The organism is Rhodoferax sp. XS2R6 (genome assembly GCF_056521365.1).
Genome location: NZ_JBWMAY010000001.1, coordinates 747,949 through 763,087, shown reverse-complemented (window position 1 = coordinate 763,087; position 15,139 = coordinate 747,949). Strand labels below are relative to the sequence as shown.

General features: G+C 61.8%; 14 protein-coding genes. 7 read left to right on the top strand and 7 right to left on the bottom strand.

The annotated features are described in order from the left end of the window. Positions 1-259 precede the first annotated feature (259 nt). On the top strand, positions 260-622 hold the full coding sequence (locus tag AC097A_RS03600; RefSeq protein ID WP_479620194.1) for a hypothetical protein: 363 nt from the start codon (positions 260-262) through the stop codon (positions 620-622). Between the two features lie 183 nt (positions 623-805). Here the strand turns inward: AC097A_RS03600 and istB are convergent, their stop codons facing one another. The 4 genes from istB to AC097A_RS03580 all read right to left on the bottom strand — a co-directional run bounded on the left by istB (position 806) and on the right by AC097A_RS03580 (position 4,890). Beyond that, entirely contained in the window at positions 806-1,639 is an 834-nt protein-coding gene (istB, locus tag AC097A_RS03595; protein WP_479619784.1) for an IS21-like element helper ATPase IstB, read from the bottom strand. Further along, complete coding sequence (gene istA, locus AC097A_RS03590; RefSeq protein ID WP_479619783.1) at positions 1,632-3,155, bottom strand: IS21 family transposase; 1,524 nt, start codon at positions 3,153-3,155, stop codon at positions 1,632-1,634. The genes istB and istA overlap by 8 nt, the downstream gene beginning before the upstream one ends. A 640-nt stretch (positions 3,156-3,795) precedes the next feature. Beyond that, a complete protein-coding gene (locus tag AC097A_RS03585; protein ID WP_479619782.1) occupies positions 3,796-4,266 on the bottom strand; it encodes an SRPBCC family protein in 471 nt (156 codons plus the stop codon). 93 nt (positions 4,267-4,359) lie between these two features. Beyond that, entirely contained in the window at positions 4,360-4,890 is a 531-nt protein-coding gene (locus tag AC097A_RS03580) for a 3'-5' exonuclease (RefSeq protein WP_479619781.1), read from the bottom strand. 131 nt (positions 4,891-5,021) lie between these two features. Between AC097A_RS03580 and AC097A_RS03575 the strand changes: the two genes are divergently transcribed. Genes AC097A_RS03575 through AC097A_RS03565 form a run of 3 tightly spaced genes read left to right on the top strand, consistent with a single transcriptional unit; the run spans position 5,022 to position 7,695 of the window. After that, a complete protein-coding gene (locus AC097A_RS03575) occupies positions 5,022-5,909 on the top strand; it encodes a DUF808 domain-containing protein (protein ID WP_479619780.1) in 888 nt (295 codons plus the stop codon). Between the two features lie 24 nt (positions 5,910-5,933). Continuing rightward, positions 5,934-6,878, top strand: coding sequence for a DMT family transporter (locus AC097A_RS03570; protein WP_479620193.1), 945 nt, complete (start codon positions 5,934-5,936; stop codon positions 6,876-6,878). A 22-nt stretch (positions 6,879-6,900) separates the two neighbouring features. After that, on the top strand, positions 6,901-7,695 hold the full coding sequence (locus tag AC097A_RS03565; protein WP_479619779.1) for an SDR family oxidoreductase: 795 nt from the start codon (positions 6,901-6,903) through the stop codon (positions 7,693-7,695). 431 nt (positions 7,696-8,126) lie between these two features. Here the strand turns inward: AC097A_RS03565 and AC097A_RS03560 are convergent, their stop codons facing one another. Then, positions 8,127-9,092, bottom strand: coding sequence for a helix-turn-helix transcriptional regulator (locus AC097A_RS03560; protein ID WP_479619778.1), 966 nt, complete (start codon positions 9,090-9,092; stop codon positions 8,127-8,129). A 172-nt stretch (positions 9,093-9,264) separates the two neighbouring features. Between AC097A_RS03560 and AC097A_RS03555 the strand changes: the two genes are divergently transcribed. Next, positions 9,265-10,434, top strand: a complete 1,170-nt coding sequence (locus AC097A_RS03555; RefSeq protein WP_479619777.1) for an MFS transporter — start codon at positions 9,265-9,267, stop codon at positions 10,432-10,434. 15 nt (positions 10,435-10,449) lie between these two features. On the opposite strand, the gene AC097A_RS03550 is transcribed toward AC097A_RS03555, so the two are convergent. Continuing rightward, positions 10,450-11,352: a DMT family transporter gene (locus AC097A_RS03550; RefSeq protein WP_479619776.1), complete on the bottom strand. Its 903-nt coding sequence runs from the start codon at positions 11,350-11,352 to the stop codon at positions 10,450-10,452. 105 nt (positions 11,353-11,457) lie between these two features. On the opposite strand from AC097A_RS03550, the gene AC097A_RS03545 reads away from it, so the two are divergent. Together AC097A_RS03545 and AC097A_RS03540 are read left to right on the top strand one after the other, a co-directional pair. After that, positions 11,458-12,453 (top strand): quinone oxidoreductase family protein, encoded by a 996-nt coding sequence (locus AC097A_RS03545; protein WP_479619775.1) that lies wholly within the window; start codon positions 11,458-11,460, stop codon positions 12,451-12,453. 22 nt (positions 12,454-12,475) lie between these two features. Beyond that, on the top strand, positions 12,476-13,387 hold the full coding sequence (locus tag AC097A_RS03540; RefSeq protein WP_479619774.1) for an outer membrane protein: 912 nt from the start codon (positions 12,476-12,478) through the stop codon (positions 13,385-13,387). Between the two features lie 54 nt (positions 13,388-13,441). Here the strand turns inward: AC097A_RS03540 and AC097A_RS03535 are convergent, their stop codons facing one another. Then, positions 13,442-15,100 carry a Na/Pi cotransporter family protein gene (locus AC097A_RS03535; protein ID WP_479619773.1) on the bottom strand — a complete coding sequence of 553 codons (1,659 nt, stop codon included), beginning with the start codon at positions 15,098-15,100 and terminating at the stop codon, positions 13,442-13,444. Positions 15,101-15,139 lie beyond the last annotated feature (39 nt).

Genomic DNA, 15,139 nt, shown 5'->3' with positions numbered 1-15,139 from the left:
CATCAACCGCCTGCGCACCGCGCTGGAGTCGCTGGCCGCAGTGGAGCCGCCCAAAATTTGGGCCTTCCTCATGCCCAATGCGCTCATGGAGGAGGCAGTGTTCAAGGCGCTCCCCCCTGCGCAAGCACAACGTATCCAGGTCTACAAGCTGCCGGACAGCAGCCCGCAGACCCTGTGGTTCATCTTGATGGAGCAACTGGGCAAGCTCAACTTCAAGGATTTTTTGGCCCTTCAACCTACCCCTTCCCCGAGAGACGATATGAGTTCCAATTTGAAGCAATGCATGATCGACACCATGACCATAGATGGCGCTCTGGCGGCCGCCCTGGTCGACTACCGCAGCGGCATGTGCCTGGCGCAAGCGGGTGGCGGCATGAACCTAGAGCTGGCCGCCGCGGGCAACAGCCAAGTGGTGAAAGCCAAGCTCGCCACCATGGAATCGCTGGGCTTGCGCCGTGGCATCGAAGACATCCTGATCACCCTGGGCGACCAGTACCACCTGATTCGCCTGGTGCCGAATAACGCGGGCCTGTTTTTGTACCTGGTGCTGGACAAGAACAAAGGCAACCTGGCCTTGGCGCGCTACAAGCTCACAGATATCGAGCGCACACTCAAGGTGTGAGTGTTGGGGCCCCTATTTTCTTGCCAAATTGACCTCTAGGCTGTCGGCGCCGATTCAATATTGACCACCTGTGCCGATTGAATTTTGACCAGGGGCTATTGCCAGCGGTTTGAATGCTGACTGTGGATAACTATAAATCTAAAGTCGGTATTCCAGTCTCCTTGTCATTGGGTTGATTGATCTTCAGGCTGCTGCCGGATCACTGTCTTTGCCGCTCTGGCGTCCAGCGTTCTTCCTTGTTTGCTCTCTGCTTTTGATGCGCCCCTTGGCCTCATTGGAACTGTGCCGGAAGCGGTAGGACTCGTTGCCGGTCTCCACGATATGGCAGTGATGGGTCAGCCGATCCAATAGCGCCGTAGTCATCTTTGCGTCTCCGAACACACTGGACCATTCTGCAAACGTCAGGTTGGTGGTGATCAGGACGCTGGTGTGTTCGTACAGCTTGGAGAGCAGGTGAAACAGCAATGCCCCACCGGCCTGGCTGAATGGCAAGTAACCCAGTTCATCCAGAATCACCAGATCCATGCGCATCAGACTCAACGTGATGCGGCCTGCCTTGCCTCTGGCTTTCTCCTGCTCCAGGGCATTGACCAGATCGACCGTTGAGTAAAACCGCACCCGTTTGCGATGGTTGGTCAGCCCTGAGATACCCAGAGCCGTGGCCAGGTGGGTCTTGCCCGTGCCCGGTCCACCGACCAGCACCACGTTTTGCGCATCGTCCGTGAACGACAGATCCGCCAGTTTCTGGATCAGGGTCTTGTCTACCGGCGACACCTCGAAGTCAAACCCAGCCAAGTCCCGATGAATCGGGAAGCGCGCAGCCTTGGTCTGGTACGCAATGGAACGCATGTGACGGTCCACCTCTTCAGCTTGCAGCAAGTGCTCCACCAGCCAGCGTGATGACTCCAGCTCCTTGCCACCACCACCTTGCTCCATCAGGTCACCCCAGGCGCTGGCCATGCCGCGCAATCGGAAGGACTTGAGCTCTGCTGCGACATCTCTTGGTGCGTTACGCATGGCGCACCTCCAGACCATCGAGGTTTGTTGGACGCAGCCTGTCATAGCGTGCGGTATTGGCCACCGGTTCGTGGGTAAGTTGCAGCGCCGTCTCGGCCTGCGCCGGTGTTTGCGGGCTGTTGAGCCGGGCCAGTACATTGCGCACATGCTCTACGCTGACCGTACCGCCGGGAGACACCGTCTCCAGCACCAGTTCTACTGCGACCAGTACAGACTCCAGTCCAGCCTGCGGCACCACTGCCAGAACCTGCGCCATGACCTGATCGCCGCCCGCATGCCGCAGAAGTGACTTGCGCAGTCGCAGCAGTGGCGTAGGCAAGTCCAGGAACGGCGTGCCGTTTCTCAGTGCCCCAGGCTTGCGCTGAACCAGCTCAATGTAGTGCTGCCAGTCGTAGTTGGTCTGACCACGGCTGAATAAGCGGGGGTGGCTGGCCACGATTTGCTCTTGGGCCACCACATCGATGCGTCCTGGGTAAAGACGTGTGCTCACCATGTGGCCCGCCCATTCGCAGGGCACCGAATAGCGGTTGCGGGCGACGGCCACCAGACAGGTGCTGCTGACACGGGCCGGCTTCTCCACATAGCCATCAAACGGCTCGGGCATGCTCATCAGGTGGTCGCGTTCGAGCTCCAGCATCTCGGCCACCGTGAACTGCTTGTGCTCGGGGTGCGCGGTGTCGGCCCAGATCGATCGGCAGCGTTCTGCCAGCCAGGCGTTGAGTTCGGTAAATGATCCGAAGCGCCGGGTGCCAGCTTCAATCCAGATCCGGCGGCGGCTGTCCTGCACGTTCTTCTCCACCACTCCCTTCTCCCAGCCAGAAGCAACGTTGCAGAAGTCGGCGTCAAACAGGTAGTGGCTGCACATGGCGTTGAAGCGGGCATTGACGATGCGCCCCTTGCCCTTCTTGACCTTGTCCACCGCGGTCTTCATGTTGTCGTAGATGCCACGACGCGTTACACCGCCCAGCGCATGGAAGCTGCGGGTGTGGGCATCAAACAGCATTTCATGGCCTTGGCTGGGATAGGCCACCAGCCAGAAGGCGCGGCTGGCGCAAAGCTTGAGGTGGGCCACCTGCATGTGATGGAACACACCGCCCACCAGCAAACCTTCTTCGCTCCAGTCGAACTGGAAGGCTTCGCCCAGCTCGAAGCTCATGGGCACAAATGCCTTTGAGGGTGTCTTGGTAGAGTCTTCACGCCAGGCGCGGATGAAGTCCGTCACCCGGCTGTAGCCACCCCGGTAGCCCTGCGCCTGGATCTGGGTGAAGAGGGCACGGCCGGTGCGTCGGGCATGTTTGGGGCGGTGGGAGTCGGCCTTGAGTGATTGTTCCAGCGTGGCCTCGAACGGGGTCAGCTTGCCGTCACTGCTTTCCCTGCGGTACCTGGGAACTACGTCGCCAGGCGCCTTGAGCCATTTCTTGACCGTGTTGCGCGACAGTCCCGTGCGCTTTGCGATCTCGCTGTTGGAGAGTTTGTCGCGCAGTTTCATGCGCCTGACCTTGCCTATCATTTCCATGGTGATCACCTTCTGCTCTCCTGCTGAAGTTTTCAGCAGGTCAGTGGAACACCCTGGTCAATTTTGGATCGGCACTTACGCAGTTAGGTGGTCAGTTTTCGGTCGGCGGCAACACCTCATCTGGTGAAGCAAAAGTAGTGCATGGCTTTTATCAGGCTTTGATGCAATTGCATCAATGACATTTGTTTCACCAACCTCCGAAAACGCAGGGTACGAAACTGCAAGAGCGACGGTTGCTAGGACTATGCGAAGAGCTTTCATCTCGTATTTTCGGTTCAATGTATTTGGTTTTGCCGCAATTCTGCCGTTGCCAAACTGCCTTGCCCATCCCCCAAACGGGTGAATGTGTGGGCGTCCGCTTTCGCCGCATATCGGCTGTCCATCGTACCCGCCTTGCTTGCCAGTCCTGAATGTCCGTTATTCGCCGATGAGTCTGAGGCCACCTAATTCCGCTTCGGCTCGCACGCCATCATTTCAGTGATTGAAACTACCCAGCCGTTTCTCACGACGAAATCCAGCAACGCTCCCAATTTATATGTAAAAAGAGCCGCTAGCCCATATAAATAGTGCGCTAGCAGCTCCTTATTTAATAGCGCATTCCCATGCACTATGCCAACAAAGCAAGAGGTCGACTGAGGCTTTAGGCCTCCCCGCCAAACCGCTTGGTCAGGTTGTCGATGTATTGCTCCACCATCTTCTCGAACTCGGCTTCGGCCACCGGGCCGGCCACCATCTTCATGAGGCCGGGCAGGGGCAGGGTCAGTTCGCCCTGAATCTCCAGCTCCAGCTTGGTGGACTTTTTGTTGTCGGTGATCTTCCAGCTGCCGGACACCAGTGCGTTGCCTTCGCCCTTCACCGGGGTCCACACCACGGTACCCTTGGCCTTGTTGGACACGTATTTAGAGGCGTAGATGGTTTGCAGGCTGATGGAAGCGATGCCGATCTTTTCCATCTCCCAGCGGTAGGCGCCGCCGCCCAGGTCCACCAGTTGGTCGACCTTGGGGAAGTGGCTGGCCGAAGTGGGCACATCCGACAACACCTCAAACACGTCGGCCGCCTTGGCCTTCACTTCAAATTCGTACCCCAGGTTGATCTCTACGGTAACGGCCATGGTGTCTGTCTCCTCGTTGTAAATGGTGGTCGGCGCATGTTACTGCGCTTGGCCGCGGCCGGGCTGGAGCCAGCTGCCTAGAACACGCAGGTTTCAGTGCGGGCCACGCAGGCGTTGCAGGGTGAGTTGCAGCAGGCGCGCGTCGGAGCTGGCACGGTGCCGCTGGGTACCGCGTTCGCTGGCAATTTGTGCCTTGACGTTGTGCCACTGGTCGGCCTCTTGTTCGGTCAGCAGGCTGCGCAGGTTCTCCAGCTTGAAGCGGGGGGTCATCTCGGCCGCCTCAAACAGGGCCGAGAGCCAGGTGTAGTCATTGGCCCAACCATCGGAGTACACGGTCTGGCCGGCCAGCTGTTCGTTCAGGCGCCGTGCCACGTCTTTGGCGGGCAGGCCGCGGGCCTGCAGCAGGTCGCGCGTGATGCGGTGCAGGGCGGCGGCACTTTCGTCCCAGTGGGTCCAGTCGTCTTCAGGCTGCACCAGGGTGCAGTAGGCGTGGCCATCGGGCAGCACATAGCCCACTTCGATGGGGTAGCTGCTGCGGCCCAGGCCGGAGGCTTCAATGTCCAGCACCGTGGGCGCGGCAAAGGGAAGTGGGGGCTTGGGGTGGGCCAAAGGGGAGGAGTGCATTGGGGGTAGGCGGTGCCTGCTGTGTGCCATTCTCCAGCAAGCTCTGCGCCAAACCTGTACGGGTAAGCACTAAGGCGCATACGCCAAACGGGTGACAATGGACGCCTCTTTCACTTCTACCCCCACACGCCATGGCCAGCAGCCTTCTTGCCCTCCTTGACGACATTGCCACCATCCTCGACGACGTGGCCATCCTCACCAAAGTGGCCGCCAAAAAAACGGCTGGCGTGCTGGGTGACGACCTGGCGCTGAACGCCCAGCAGGTGGCCGGTGTGCGCGCCGACCGCGAGCTGCCCGTGGTGTGGGCGGTGTGCAAGGGATCGCTGGTCAACAAGCTGATTTTGGTACCCGCGGCGCTGGCCATCAGCGCCGTGGCGCCCTGGCTGGTGACACCGCTGCTGATGGTGGGCGGTGCCTTTTTGTGTTTTGAAGGGTTTGAGAAGCTGGCACACAAGTTTTTGCACCGCGCCGAAGACGACCAGGCCCACGAGGCGGAGCTGATGCAGGCGCTGGCCAACCCCGAGGTGGACCTGCTGGCGCTGGAGAAAGACAAGATCAAAGGCGCCATCCGCACCGACTTCATCCTCTCGGCCGAGATCATTGCCATCACCCTGGGCACGGTGCAAGCCAGCCCGTTTGCCACGCAGTTCACGGTGTTGGCCGGGATAGCGCTGCTGATGACCGTGGGTGTGTATGGCCTGGTGGCTGGCATCGTGAAAATCGACGACGCGGGCCTGTACCTGAGCCGACAATCTGGCAGTGGTTTGCAAGCGGTTGGCCGCGGCCTGCTGCGTACCGCCCCTGTGCTCATGAAGCTGCTGTCGGTGGCTGGCACGGCGGCCATGTTCTTGGTGGGCGGTGGCATTCTGGTGCACGGCCTGCCGTTTTTGCACCACCTGCTTGAAGGCCTGCCGCTGGGATTTTTGTGGGAAGGCGCCGTGGGCGTGGCCGCTGGCGCGCTGGTGCTGCTGGGGGTGATTGCGGTGCAGCGTGGGGTCAAGATCTTTAAACCGAAATAACAGTAAAAAGTGCCTTCAGCCCTCATGCACAGTGCGCAAACAGCTCCTAAATCCATAGCAACTGGTTTGTTCCTGGCCATCGCAGGCGCGATTGCCTTCAGCGGCAAGGCCATCATCGTGAAGCTGGCCTACCGCCATGGGGTGGACGCGGTCACGCTGATCATGCTGCGCATGCTGATGGCGCTGCCTTTCTTCTTGGCCATTGTGTGGTGGACCGGGCGCAAGGCACGCCTCTCGGGCGTGGCTCTGCCGCGCCTCACTGCACACGACAAGTGGGGCATTCTGGGCCTGGGCATTACCGGGTATTACCTGGCCAGCTTTCTGGACTTTGCGGGGCTGGCCTACATCTCGGCCTCGCTGGAGCGGCTCATCCTCTACCTCAACCCCACGCTGGTGGTGTTGCTGGGCGTAGCGCTGTACGGCAAGCGCGTGAGCGCGCCGCAGGCGCTGGGCATGGCCATCAGCTACGGCGGCGTGCTGCTGGTGTTTGGCCATGAGGTCACGCTGGCCGGGGGTGACGTGGCGCTGGGTGCGCTGCTGGTGCTGGGCAGCGCCATCAGCTACGCGCTGTACCTGTCGTACAGCGGCGAGCTGGTCAAACGCCTGGGCTCGCTGCGCTTGGTGGGCTTGGCCACCAGTGTGGCCTGCGTGCTGTGTATTGCGCAGTTTGTGGTGCTGCGCCCGCTGAACACGGCTTTTGCTGTGGCACCCGAGGTGCTGTGGTTGTCCCTGCTGAACGCCACCGCCTGCACCGTGGTGCCGGTGCTCATGGTGATGATGGCGATTGAGCGCATTGGCGCCGGCCTGGCCGCCCAAGTGGGTATGGTGGGTCCCATGTCCACCATTGCCATGGGCGTGTTGCTGTTGGACGAACCCATGAATGGCTGGGTGGTGGGCGGCACGGTGCTGGTGCTGCTGGGGGTGTATGTGGTGAGCCGCCAGCGCGCGGCGGCACCGGTGGCCGACTGATTTATTTTCTGGAGACAACGCAATGGACTTGGGTATCAAAGGCAAATGGGCACTGGTGTGTGGCGCCAGCAAGGGGCTGGGCCTGGGCTGCGCGCAGGCGCTGGTGGCCGAGGGCGTGAACGTGCTGATCGTGGCACGTGGTGCCGAGGCGCTGGAACGCAGTGCTATGAATTTGGAAGCTGCTTACGCAGTAAGCACGGGGGCTGAGGTGCTGTTTTGTGCCCAAGACATCACCACCGAGGCCGGCCGTGCGGCGGTGTTTGCCATGCGCCGTGACTTCGACATTGTGGTCACCAACGCCGGTGGCCCGCCCCCCGGCGACTTCCGCGACTGGGACCGCGAGGCCTGGATCAAGGCGGTGGACGCCAACATGCTCACCCCCATCGAACTCATCAAGGCCACGGTGGACGGCATGGCGGCGCGCGGCTTTGGGCGCATTGTCAACATCACCTCCAGCTCGGTCAAATCACCCATCGACATCTTGGGCCTGTCCAACGGCGCGCGCAGCGGCCTCACGGGTTTTGTGGCCGGCGTGGCGCGCAGCAGCCTGGCAGCCAAGGGTGTGACCATCAACAACCTGCTGCCCGGCAAGTTCGATACCGACCGCATTGCGACCACGGTGAAGGCTGCGGCGGCCAAAACTGGCAAGTCGGTGGATGACATTCGTGCGGCGCAGCAGGCGCAGATTCCCATGGGGCGCTATGGCACACCGGAGGAGTTTGGGCAGGTGTGTGCGTTTTTGTGCAGCCAGCAGGCGGGGTATATGACGGGGCAGAACGTGTTGCTGGATGGGGGGGCTTATCCGGGGACCTATTGAGTTTTTTGTAGGGCTGCACCGCTTTTTTTGACACCCACTCCCCCAGCCCCTCGCCCCGTCGGCGAGGGGAGCCTTTTAACAGCCGATTTGATGACTTTGCTCCGACCAAGGTGCTACAGAAGATAGGTTGCCAGCGGGTAGGTATTCCACGGCCCGTGCCAACGGTTGTGGTGAATGGGAAAGTCCAGGCGCGGAACCACTGGCGTGCGCAGCCGCCAGCTTTGGCAAACACACCCCGCCGAGGTATCCGCAACCGTTGGCGCAGGCCGTAGAGCGAACTAACAGTGGCGACCTAACTCCATTGATCCGTGTCCGGCGTGCAGCCACAAAATATGGCTGTTAAAAGCTCCCCTCGCCGACGGGGCGAGGGGCTGGGGGAGTGGGTGTCCAAAAAAAGCGGTGCAGGCGCAAAAAGCACCATGGCAAAAAAGTCAAGAAACCCCAGCCTGCGCCTGCGCCCGAAACACCTTGGGCGTGAGCCCAAACTGCTGCTTGAAGCTGCGAATGAAATAACTCGCGCTGGCAAAGCCGCAACACCAGGCCACCTCCTTGATCGCCGAACCATCTTCCGCCAACAACCGGGCCGCCCGCGCCAAACGCTGACGCAACACCACCTGCCACAGGTGTTCCCCCGTGCTGCGGCTGTACAGGTGCGACAGGTAGTCTGCCGTGCAGCCCAGTTCGTCTGCCAGGCTCGCCACCGTCAGGTCCACCTCGCCCAGGCGGTTTTGCACCAGCACACGCAGCTGGCCCAGCAGTGCAGGTTCGCTGGAGACAGTTTTTTGCGGCGCATCGAGCAGGCGCGAGACAGCGGATAAGGCAGTCAGCACCAGCGCGCGTTGCTGCACCTCCCACAGGCCGTGCGCGTCCTGCGCGGGTGGCTTGGCGGCGTCACCCAGCCAGCCTTCAATGCGAGCAGCCTCCACATGCGGGTACACCTCCAGGTACAGGTTGGCCGGGTGTCCCGGCCGGTCCTCGTGCGCCAGGTGGCACGACAGGGCTTGGTGGTCGGCATAAATCACCAGGTTGGAAAACGCCTGTGCGCCGTCTCCGGCCACCCACTCGTCGTGCAGTAGCTTGGGTGGCATCAGCAGGGCCTCGCCAGCGCGTAGGGTCACTTCGCCCTCGGGGAAGCGGAACGTAGTGTGCCCCTGCACCTGCAAAAACAGCTCGGGGTTCAGGTGCAGGTGCCCAGCGCCGCGGGTGGTCCAGTCGCTTTGTGCGGGGGGCGACACCAGCCGCAGACGGCCGTCGGCCGCCCGGTGGATGAAGTCGTTCAGCACCGCCCGCATTTGCTGCGCATGTGCCGGGGCGCTCGGGTCATCGGGCGAGATGGCGGCCACGCAGCTGCAATCGGGCAGTGCCGGTGTTTCAAAGAATTTTGCTACTTTTGACATTTTGCTGGTATGGATAGACGTTGCCCTATGCGCCGCTAGTTCGTACGCTACCGCAGAAGTATTGCTTTCATTCTCCTGTGTTTCCAGAACCCCTGTTATTTCTCATGCCAATCAAGATTCCTCGTATCCATTCCCGGTTTTTTGCTACCCACTGCGTTCCCGGGAGCGTCACATGAGCGCTGCCGCCGTACACGGCACACCCGCCCAAATCCGCCAGGCCACCTGGGCCACACGTTCGCTGTTTGCCGCCTTGGGCGTACTCAGTGCGGCCTGGGGGGTGCACATTCCTTCGGTCAAGGCGCACTACGGCTTGGGCGAGGGCGCACTCTCGTTGGTGCTGGTGGCGGCAGCCAGTGGCGCCGTGCTGGCCCTGTTTTTTGCGGGCCGGGTGATTGGCCGCTTGGGTGCGCGTAATGCGGCGGCGCTGTGTGCGCTGGTCATGGCGTTTTCTTTGGGCATGGCACTGCAGTGGCCCAGTTTTGCGCTGTTGTTGCTGTCTATGGTGGTGTTCGGGTCGTCCCTTAGCGTGTACGACGTGGCCATCAACACCGAAGGTTCGGCGCTGGAGTCTGCCGGTGGGCGACCCATCATGGGGGGCTTGCACGGCATGTTCAGTGTGGGCGGTATGGCTGGGGCTGCGCTGGCGGCCGGCTTGCTGCGTGGCGGCGTACCCGCACCCTGGCAACTGACGGCCGTGGGGGTGGGCATAGCGGCTTGGGTGCTGGTGGGTTCGCGCTGGATGCTGCCCACTGCACCAGACACCGAAGCCAGTGCCCAGAAGCCACACTTTGCCTGGCCGCGTGGTGCGCTGCTGGTGATTGGCCTGCTGATTTTTGCTGGCATGAGTGCCGAAGGTGTGATGTACGACTGGTGTGTGTTGTACCTGCAGCAGGAAGTGGGCATGCCCCAAGCGCAGGCGGCCCTGGGTTACGCCGCGTTTTCTGGCGCCATGGCCACCATGCGTTTTGTGGCCGACAGCTTGCGCGCCCGTTTCAGCGAGCAGCGCCTGCTGCGCGCCAGCGGCACCACCACGGCGCTGGCTATGGCGGTGGTGCTGCTCAGTGGCAGCCCTTGGGTGTCACTGTTGGGCTATGCCTTCATTGGCGCGGGCTTAGCCATGGTGGTGCCCATTTTGTACGGCGCGGCCAGCCGCGTGCCGGGCACCACACCGGCCGCAGCCATTGCGGCGGTGTCGTCCATAGGGTACAGCGGCTTCATGATCGGGCCACCGCTGATTGGTGGCATTGCCCAGCACGCCTCCCTCACCCTGGCCATGGGCGTGGTGGTGGTTGCAGCCACCATTCTGGCGCTGAGCGCCCACCACGTGCCCGAAAAAACCTGAGTGGGGCGGGGATGCTTACTTGCGTGACGACAAGACGATGCCCGAGACGATGAGCACAAACGCCACGCCGTGGTACAGGCGTGGTGGCTCCCCCAAAAACAGGGACGAAAGCAGCGCTGTGAACAGCGGCGTGAGGTTGATGAAAAATCCTGCCACGGCGGGCCCCGCGCGCGACACACCCGCGCCCCAGGAGCCATAGGCAATCACGGCCGGGCCGATTGCAATAAAAGCCAAGGCGGCCACTAGCGGCCAGCTCCAGTCGATATGCGCCGGGGTCAGCGCCCATTCACCCGCGGTGAACAGCGCTGACCAGCCCAGGCCAAACACCATTTGCCCCAGCAGAAACTGCGCCCAGTCGGCACGGATGGTGGCCGACTCCGGCGTCGGGTGGGCCAGCAGCCAGCTGTAGAAAGCCCAGGCCACCGAGGCCAGCAGCACATACAGGTCACCCGGCACCAGGCGCAGCTGGGTGATCACCTCCCAGTCGCCCCGGCCCAGCACCAGCACCACCCCGGCCATGGACAAGGCGGCCCCCAGCAGCTGGCGGCGTGTCACCGCCACCTTGAAAAACAGGCGGCCAATCAGCAGCATCCACACTGGCGTGCTGGCGCCCACCAGCGTCACGTTGATGGCCGTAGACGTGTTGAGCGCCAGGTAGAGCAGCGCGTTGTAGCCGCCAATGCTGAACAGGCTGAGCCAGGCAAAACGCCGCCACTGCGGCCACAGGCCGCTGCCCGACCGCAGCACGGCACCGGCCAGTGGCAGCAGCAACAGAAAGGCAATGCCCCAGCGCAGCAGGTTCAGTGTCATGGGCGACACCATGGGCGCCACCAGTCGCCCTACCACGGCGTTGCCCGACCACATGAGGGGCGGGATGACGAGCAACGCAATCGCGGTGGGGGTAAGGCCTTTGTGCATGCGGGCGACTGTAGCAAGCCGGACATGGCCTCGCTTGCGAGCGGCTGACGCGGGTTTCTGGCACCATCTGCGCCCACAAGCCCATCACCACTTTGGAGACTGCCCATGACCGCCATTTCTTCCCGCGCCATCCACATCGCCCAACACGGGGGCCCCGAGCAGCTGCAACTGGTGCAGGTGACGGTGGGCGAGCCCGGCCCTGGCGAAGTGCGCATCCGCCACCACGCGGTGGGCTTGAACTTCATTGATGTGTACCAGCGCACCGGCCTGTACCCGCAGCAGCTGCCCGTGCAATTGGGCATGGAAGCCGCAGGCGTGGTGGAGGCCGTGGGCGAGGGCGTGACGCACCTGAAAGTGGGCGACCGTGCGGCCTATGCCAGCAACCCGCCCGGCGCCTACTGCGAGGTGCGGGTGTTGCCCGCCAAATGTGTTTGCAAGCTGCCCGATGCCATCAGCTTTGAGACCGGCGCGGCCATGATGCTCAAAGGCCTGACCGCGCAGTATTTGCTGAAGCGTACCTTGCCCCAGGGCGGGCTCAACCCGGGCGATTTTGTGTTGTTCCACGCCGCGGCGGGTGGTGTGGGCCTGATTGCTTGCCAGTGGGCCAAGGCGCTGGGTCTGCGTCTCATTGGCACCGCGGGTTCTGATGCCAAATGTGCCCTGGCGCTTGCCAATGGAGCGGAGTTTGCTATCAATTACGCAGCAGATGACTTTGCGGCCCGCGTGAAAGAGATCACCGGCGGCAAGGGTGTGAAGGTGGTGTATGACTCGGTGGGCAAGGATACCTGGGACAAGTCGCTGGACTGTCTGGCACCGTTTGGGCTGATGGCGAGTTTTGGCAATGCCTCCGGTCCGGTGGCCCCATTTGCGCCCGGCATGCTGGGCGCCAAGGGCTCCATCTATGTGACACGCCAGACCCTGTTCACCCACATCGCTACGCCCGAGGCCACGCAGGCCATGGCGGATGACCTGTTTGCCGTGGTGCAAAGTGGTGCGGTGAAGATCCACATTGCCCAGCGTTACACGCTGGAAAACGTGCAGCAGGCGCATAAAGACCTTGAGGCACGTCAAACAACCGGCTGTACCATTCTGACCCTTTAGTCAGTAAGGATAAAATCCCGGCATGACATTGACTTCCTCGGCGCTCCTGCGCAAATCCTTTCTTTGCGCAGTGGGCCTGGTGGCCGCGGCTGCTTCGCATGGCCAAACGTCTTCGGTGGTGCTGGCACAAGCCCAGCCCGCTGCCGCCGCCCCGGCACCTGCCGCTGTTGACAAGACTGCAGCCCAGATCGATGCCGAAAACAGCCGGCGCTGGTCGATCTACTGGGGCTGGAACCGCTCCAACTACTCCAACAGCACCATCCACTTCAAAGGCTCTGACCACGACTTCACCCTGAAGGACGTAAAGGCCACCGATCTGCAGACCAATACTGGTCTGTCTGATATCTTCAAGTACTACCTGAACCCGGCCGAGATCACCATCCCGCAAACCAATCTGCGGGTGGCTTACCAGCTCGATGGTGACACCGCCATTGCGCTGAACTTGGACCACATGAAATACGTGGTGGTGCAAGACCAGTCAGTAGAAATGTCCGGTTGTTACAAAAACGGAGCAGCGCCGCAGGTGTGCAACAACGGCCAACAGGTGATTGGCGACCAGTGGTTGAATTTCGAGCACACCGACGGGCTGAACATTTTGAGCATTGAGCTGGAGAAGCAGAAGAAAGTGGATTGGTTCGGCGCAGACCGTGCCAAGGTGTTTGGGCTGGTGGGTGTGGGCATTGTGATCCCCAAGACCAATGCGACCATGCATATGATTGGCCAGACCCGCAATGACCAGTTCTACGTGTCGGGTTGGAGTGTGGGCGCTGGCGCCGGCCTGGAAGTGGACCTCACCAAGTCGGTGTTCGTGCGCTCGGCCTACAAGTTTGGGTATGTGGACCTGCCCGATGTGGTGACCAGCGCGCGCGGTGACAAGGCCTCGCACAGCTTCACCTACAACGAACTGCTGATTGCCGTGGGTTACCGCTTCTAAACGGAACGCGTTCTCCGTTGTATCCAAAAAGGCCGGTGGTACCACCGGCCTTTTTTATTTGCCGCTGGATTCCACGTTCATGCGCAGCCGGTTGGGTGCCAGCTCTCCCGCCGAGTCGAGGATGGGGTAGGCAATCGAGCAGATGTGGGAGTTGATGCGCTTGAGGTCGCTGATCAGGTCCAGGTGCAAGGAGCTGGTTTCGATGCTGGACAGGGTGTTGTCGCTCAGGCGTTCGATGTGGGTGGCGGCGTATTCGCGCTCCAGATCGCGGAAGCGGGTTTTTTCTTCCAGCAGGCGGCGCGCATCGCGCACATTGCCGTTCAAAAACACGCTCATCCCCAGGCGCAGGTTGTCCACCAGGCGGCTGTGTAATTCGCAAATCTCGCGCATGCCGGCCTCGGAGAACTCACGGCCCTTGTGGATTTTTTTGTCTTCCACGTCCTGGACCACACGTTCAATGATGTCGCCGATCTGCTCCATGTTGATGGTGAAGCTGATGATGTCGGTCCAGCGTTTGGCCTCGTTTTCGCCCAGGGCCTCGCGCGAGATTTTGGTCAGGTAGTATTTGATGTCGCTGTACAACTCGTCCACCGTGTCGTCCATGGTGCGCAGCTGTTTGGCCAGGGTCAGGTCGTTGTCGCGCATCACGGCCAGGGTGCCCAGCAGCATGGACTCCACCACGTCGGCCTGGTGCATGGCCTCGCGCACGGCGCACGAAATCGCCAAGGAGGGCGTAGCCAGGGCTGACGGGTCCAGATGGCGCTGGCGGCCGGCCACGGTGGTTTTTTGGGGTTTGGGCAGCCAGTGTTCCACCCAGCGTGCCACCACTTGGGTAAAGCCGATCAGGGCCACGCCCACCCCCAGGTTAAAGGCCAGGTGAAAACCCACCACCAGCGTGGCTTCGTCGGTGAGGTAGGGGCTGGCATAACGCATCCACACCCCCGAAAACGGCAACACGGCCGCTACGCCCAGCACCTTGAACACCAGGTTGCCCAGCGGCACTTGGCGTGTCTCGATATTCGCATTCATGGTGGTCAACACGGCCAGCGCACCGCTGCCCAGGTTGGCGCCCAACACCAGGCCCAGCGCCACGTCTACCGGAATCACCCCCGAGGTGGCCAGCGTGGCGGTCAGCAGCACGATGGCCAGGCTGGAGTAAGACACCAGCGCCAGCGTGGCGCCCACCAAAATCTCTAGCAGCATGTCGCTGGTCAGCGTACCCAGCAGGGTTTTGACAGCGGCCGATTGGGTAAGCACCGTGGCCGATTGGGTGACCAGGCGCAACGCCAGCAGCATCAGGCCCAGACCAATCAGCACCCGGCCTACACGCCCTACCGTGGTGGAGGGGCGCGCAATAAACAGCACAACCCCAATAAAAATGAACAGCGGGGAGAGCCAAGACAGGTCGCGCGAGAAGACCACGGCCATCAGGCTGGTGCCAATGTCGGCACCCAGCATCACGGCCAGGGCCGAGGGCAGGCTCATGAGCCCCTGGCCGACAAACGCCGAGACGATGAGCGCAGTGGCGGTGCTGGACTGCACTACGGCCGTGACGCCGATGCCCGACACCACGGCGGTGAAACGGTTGCTGGTGCTGTGCGCGAGGATGCTGCGTAGGTTGGCGCCAAACACGCGCAGGATACCGGTACGGACCAGGTGCGTGCCCCACACCAGCAGGGCAATCGCGGCAAACAGATTCAGCAAATGCGTCACAAACAATCCTTCATCTGCCGCGCTGTGGGGTGTCCCTGT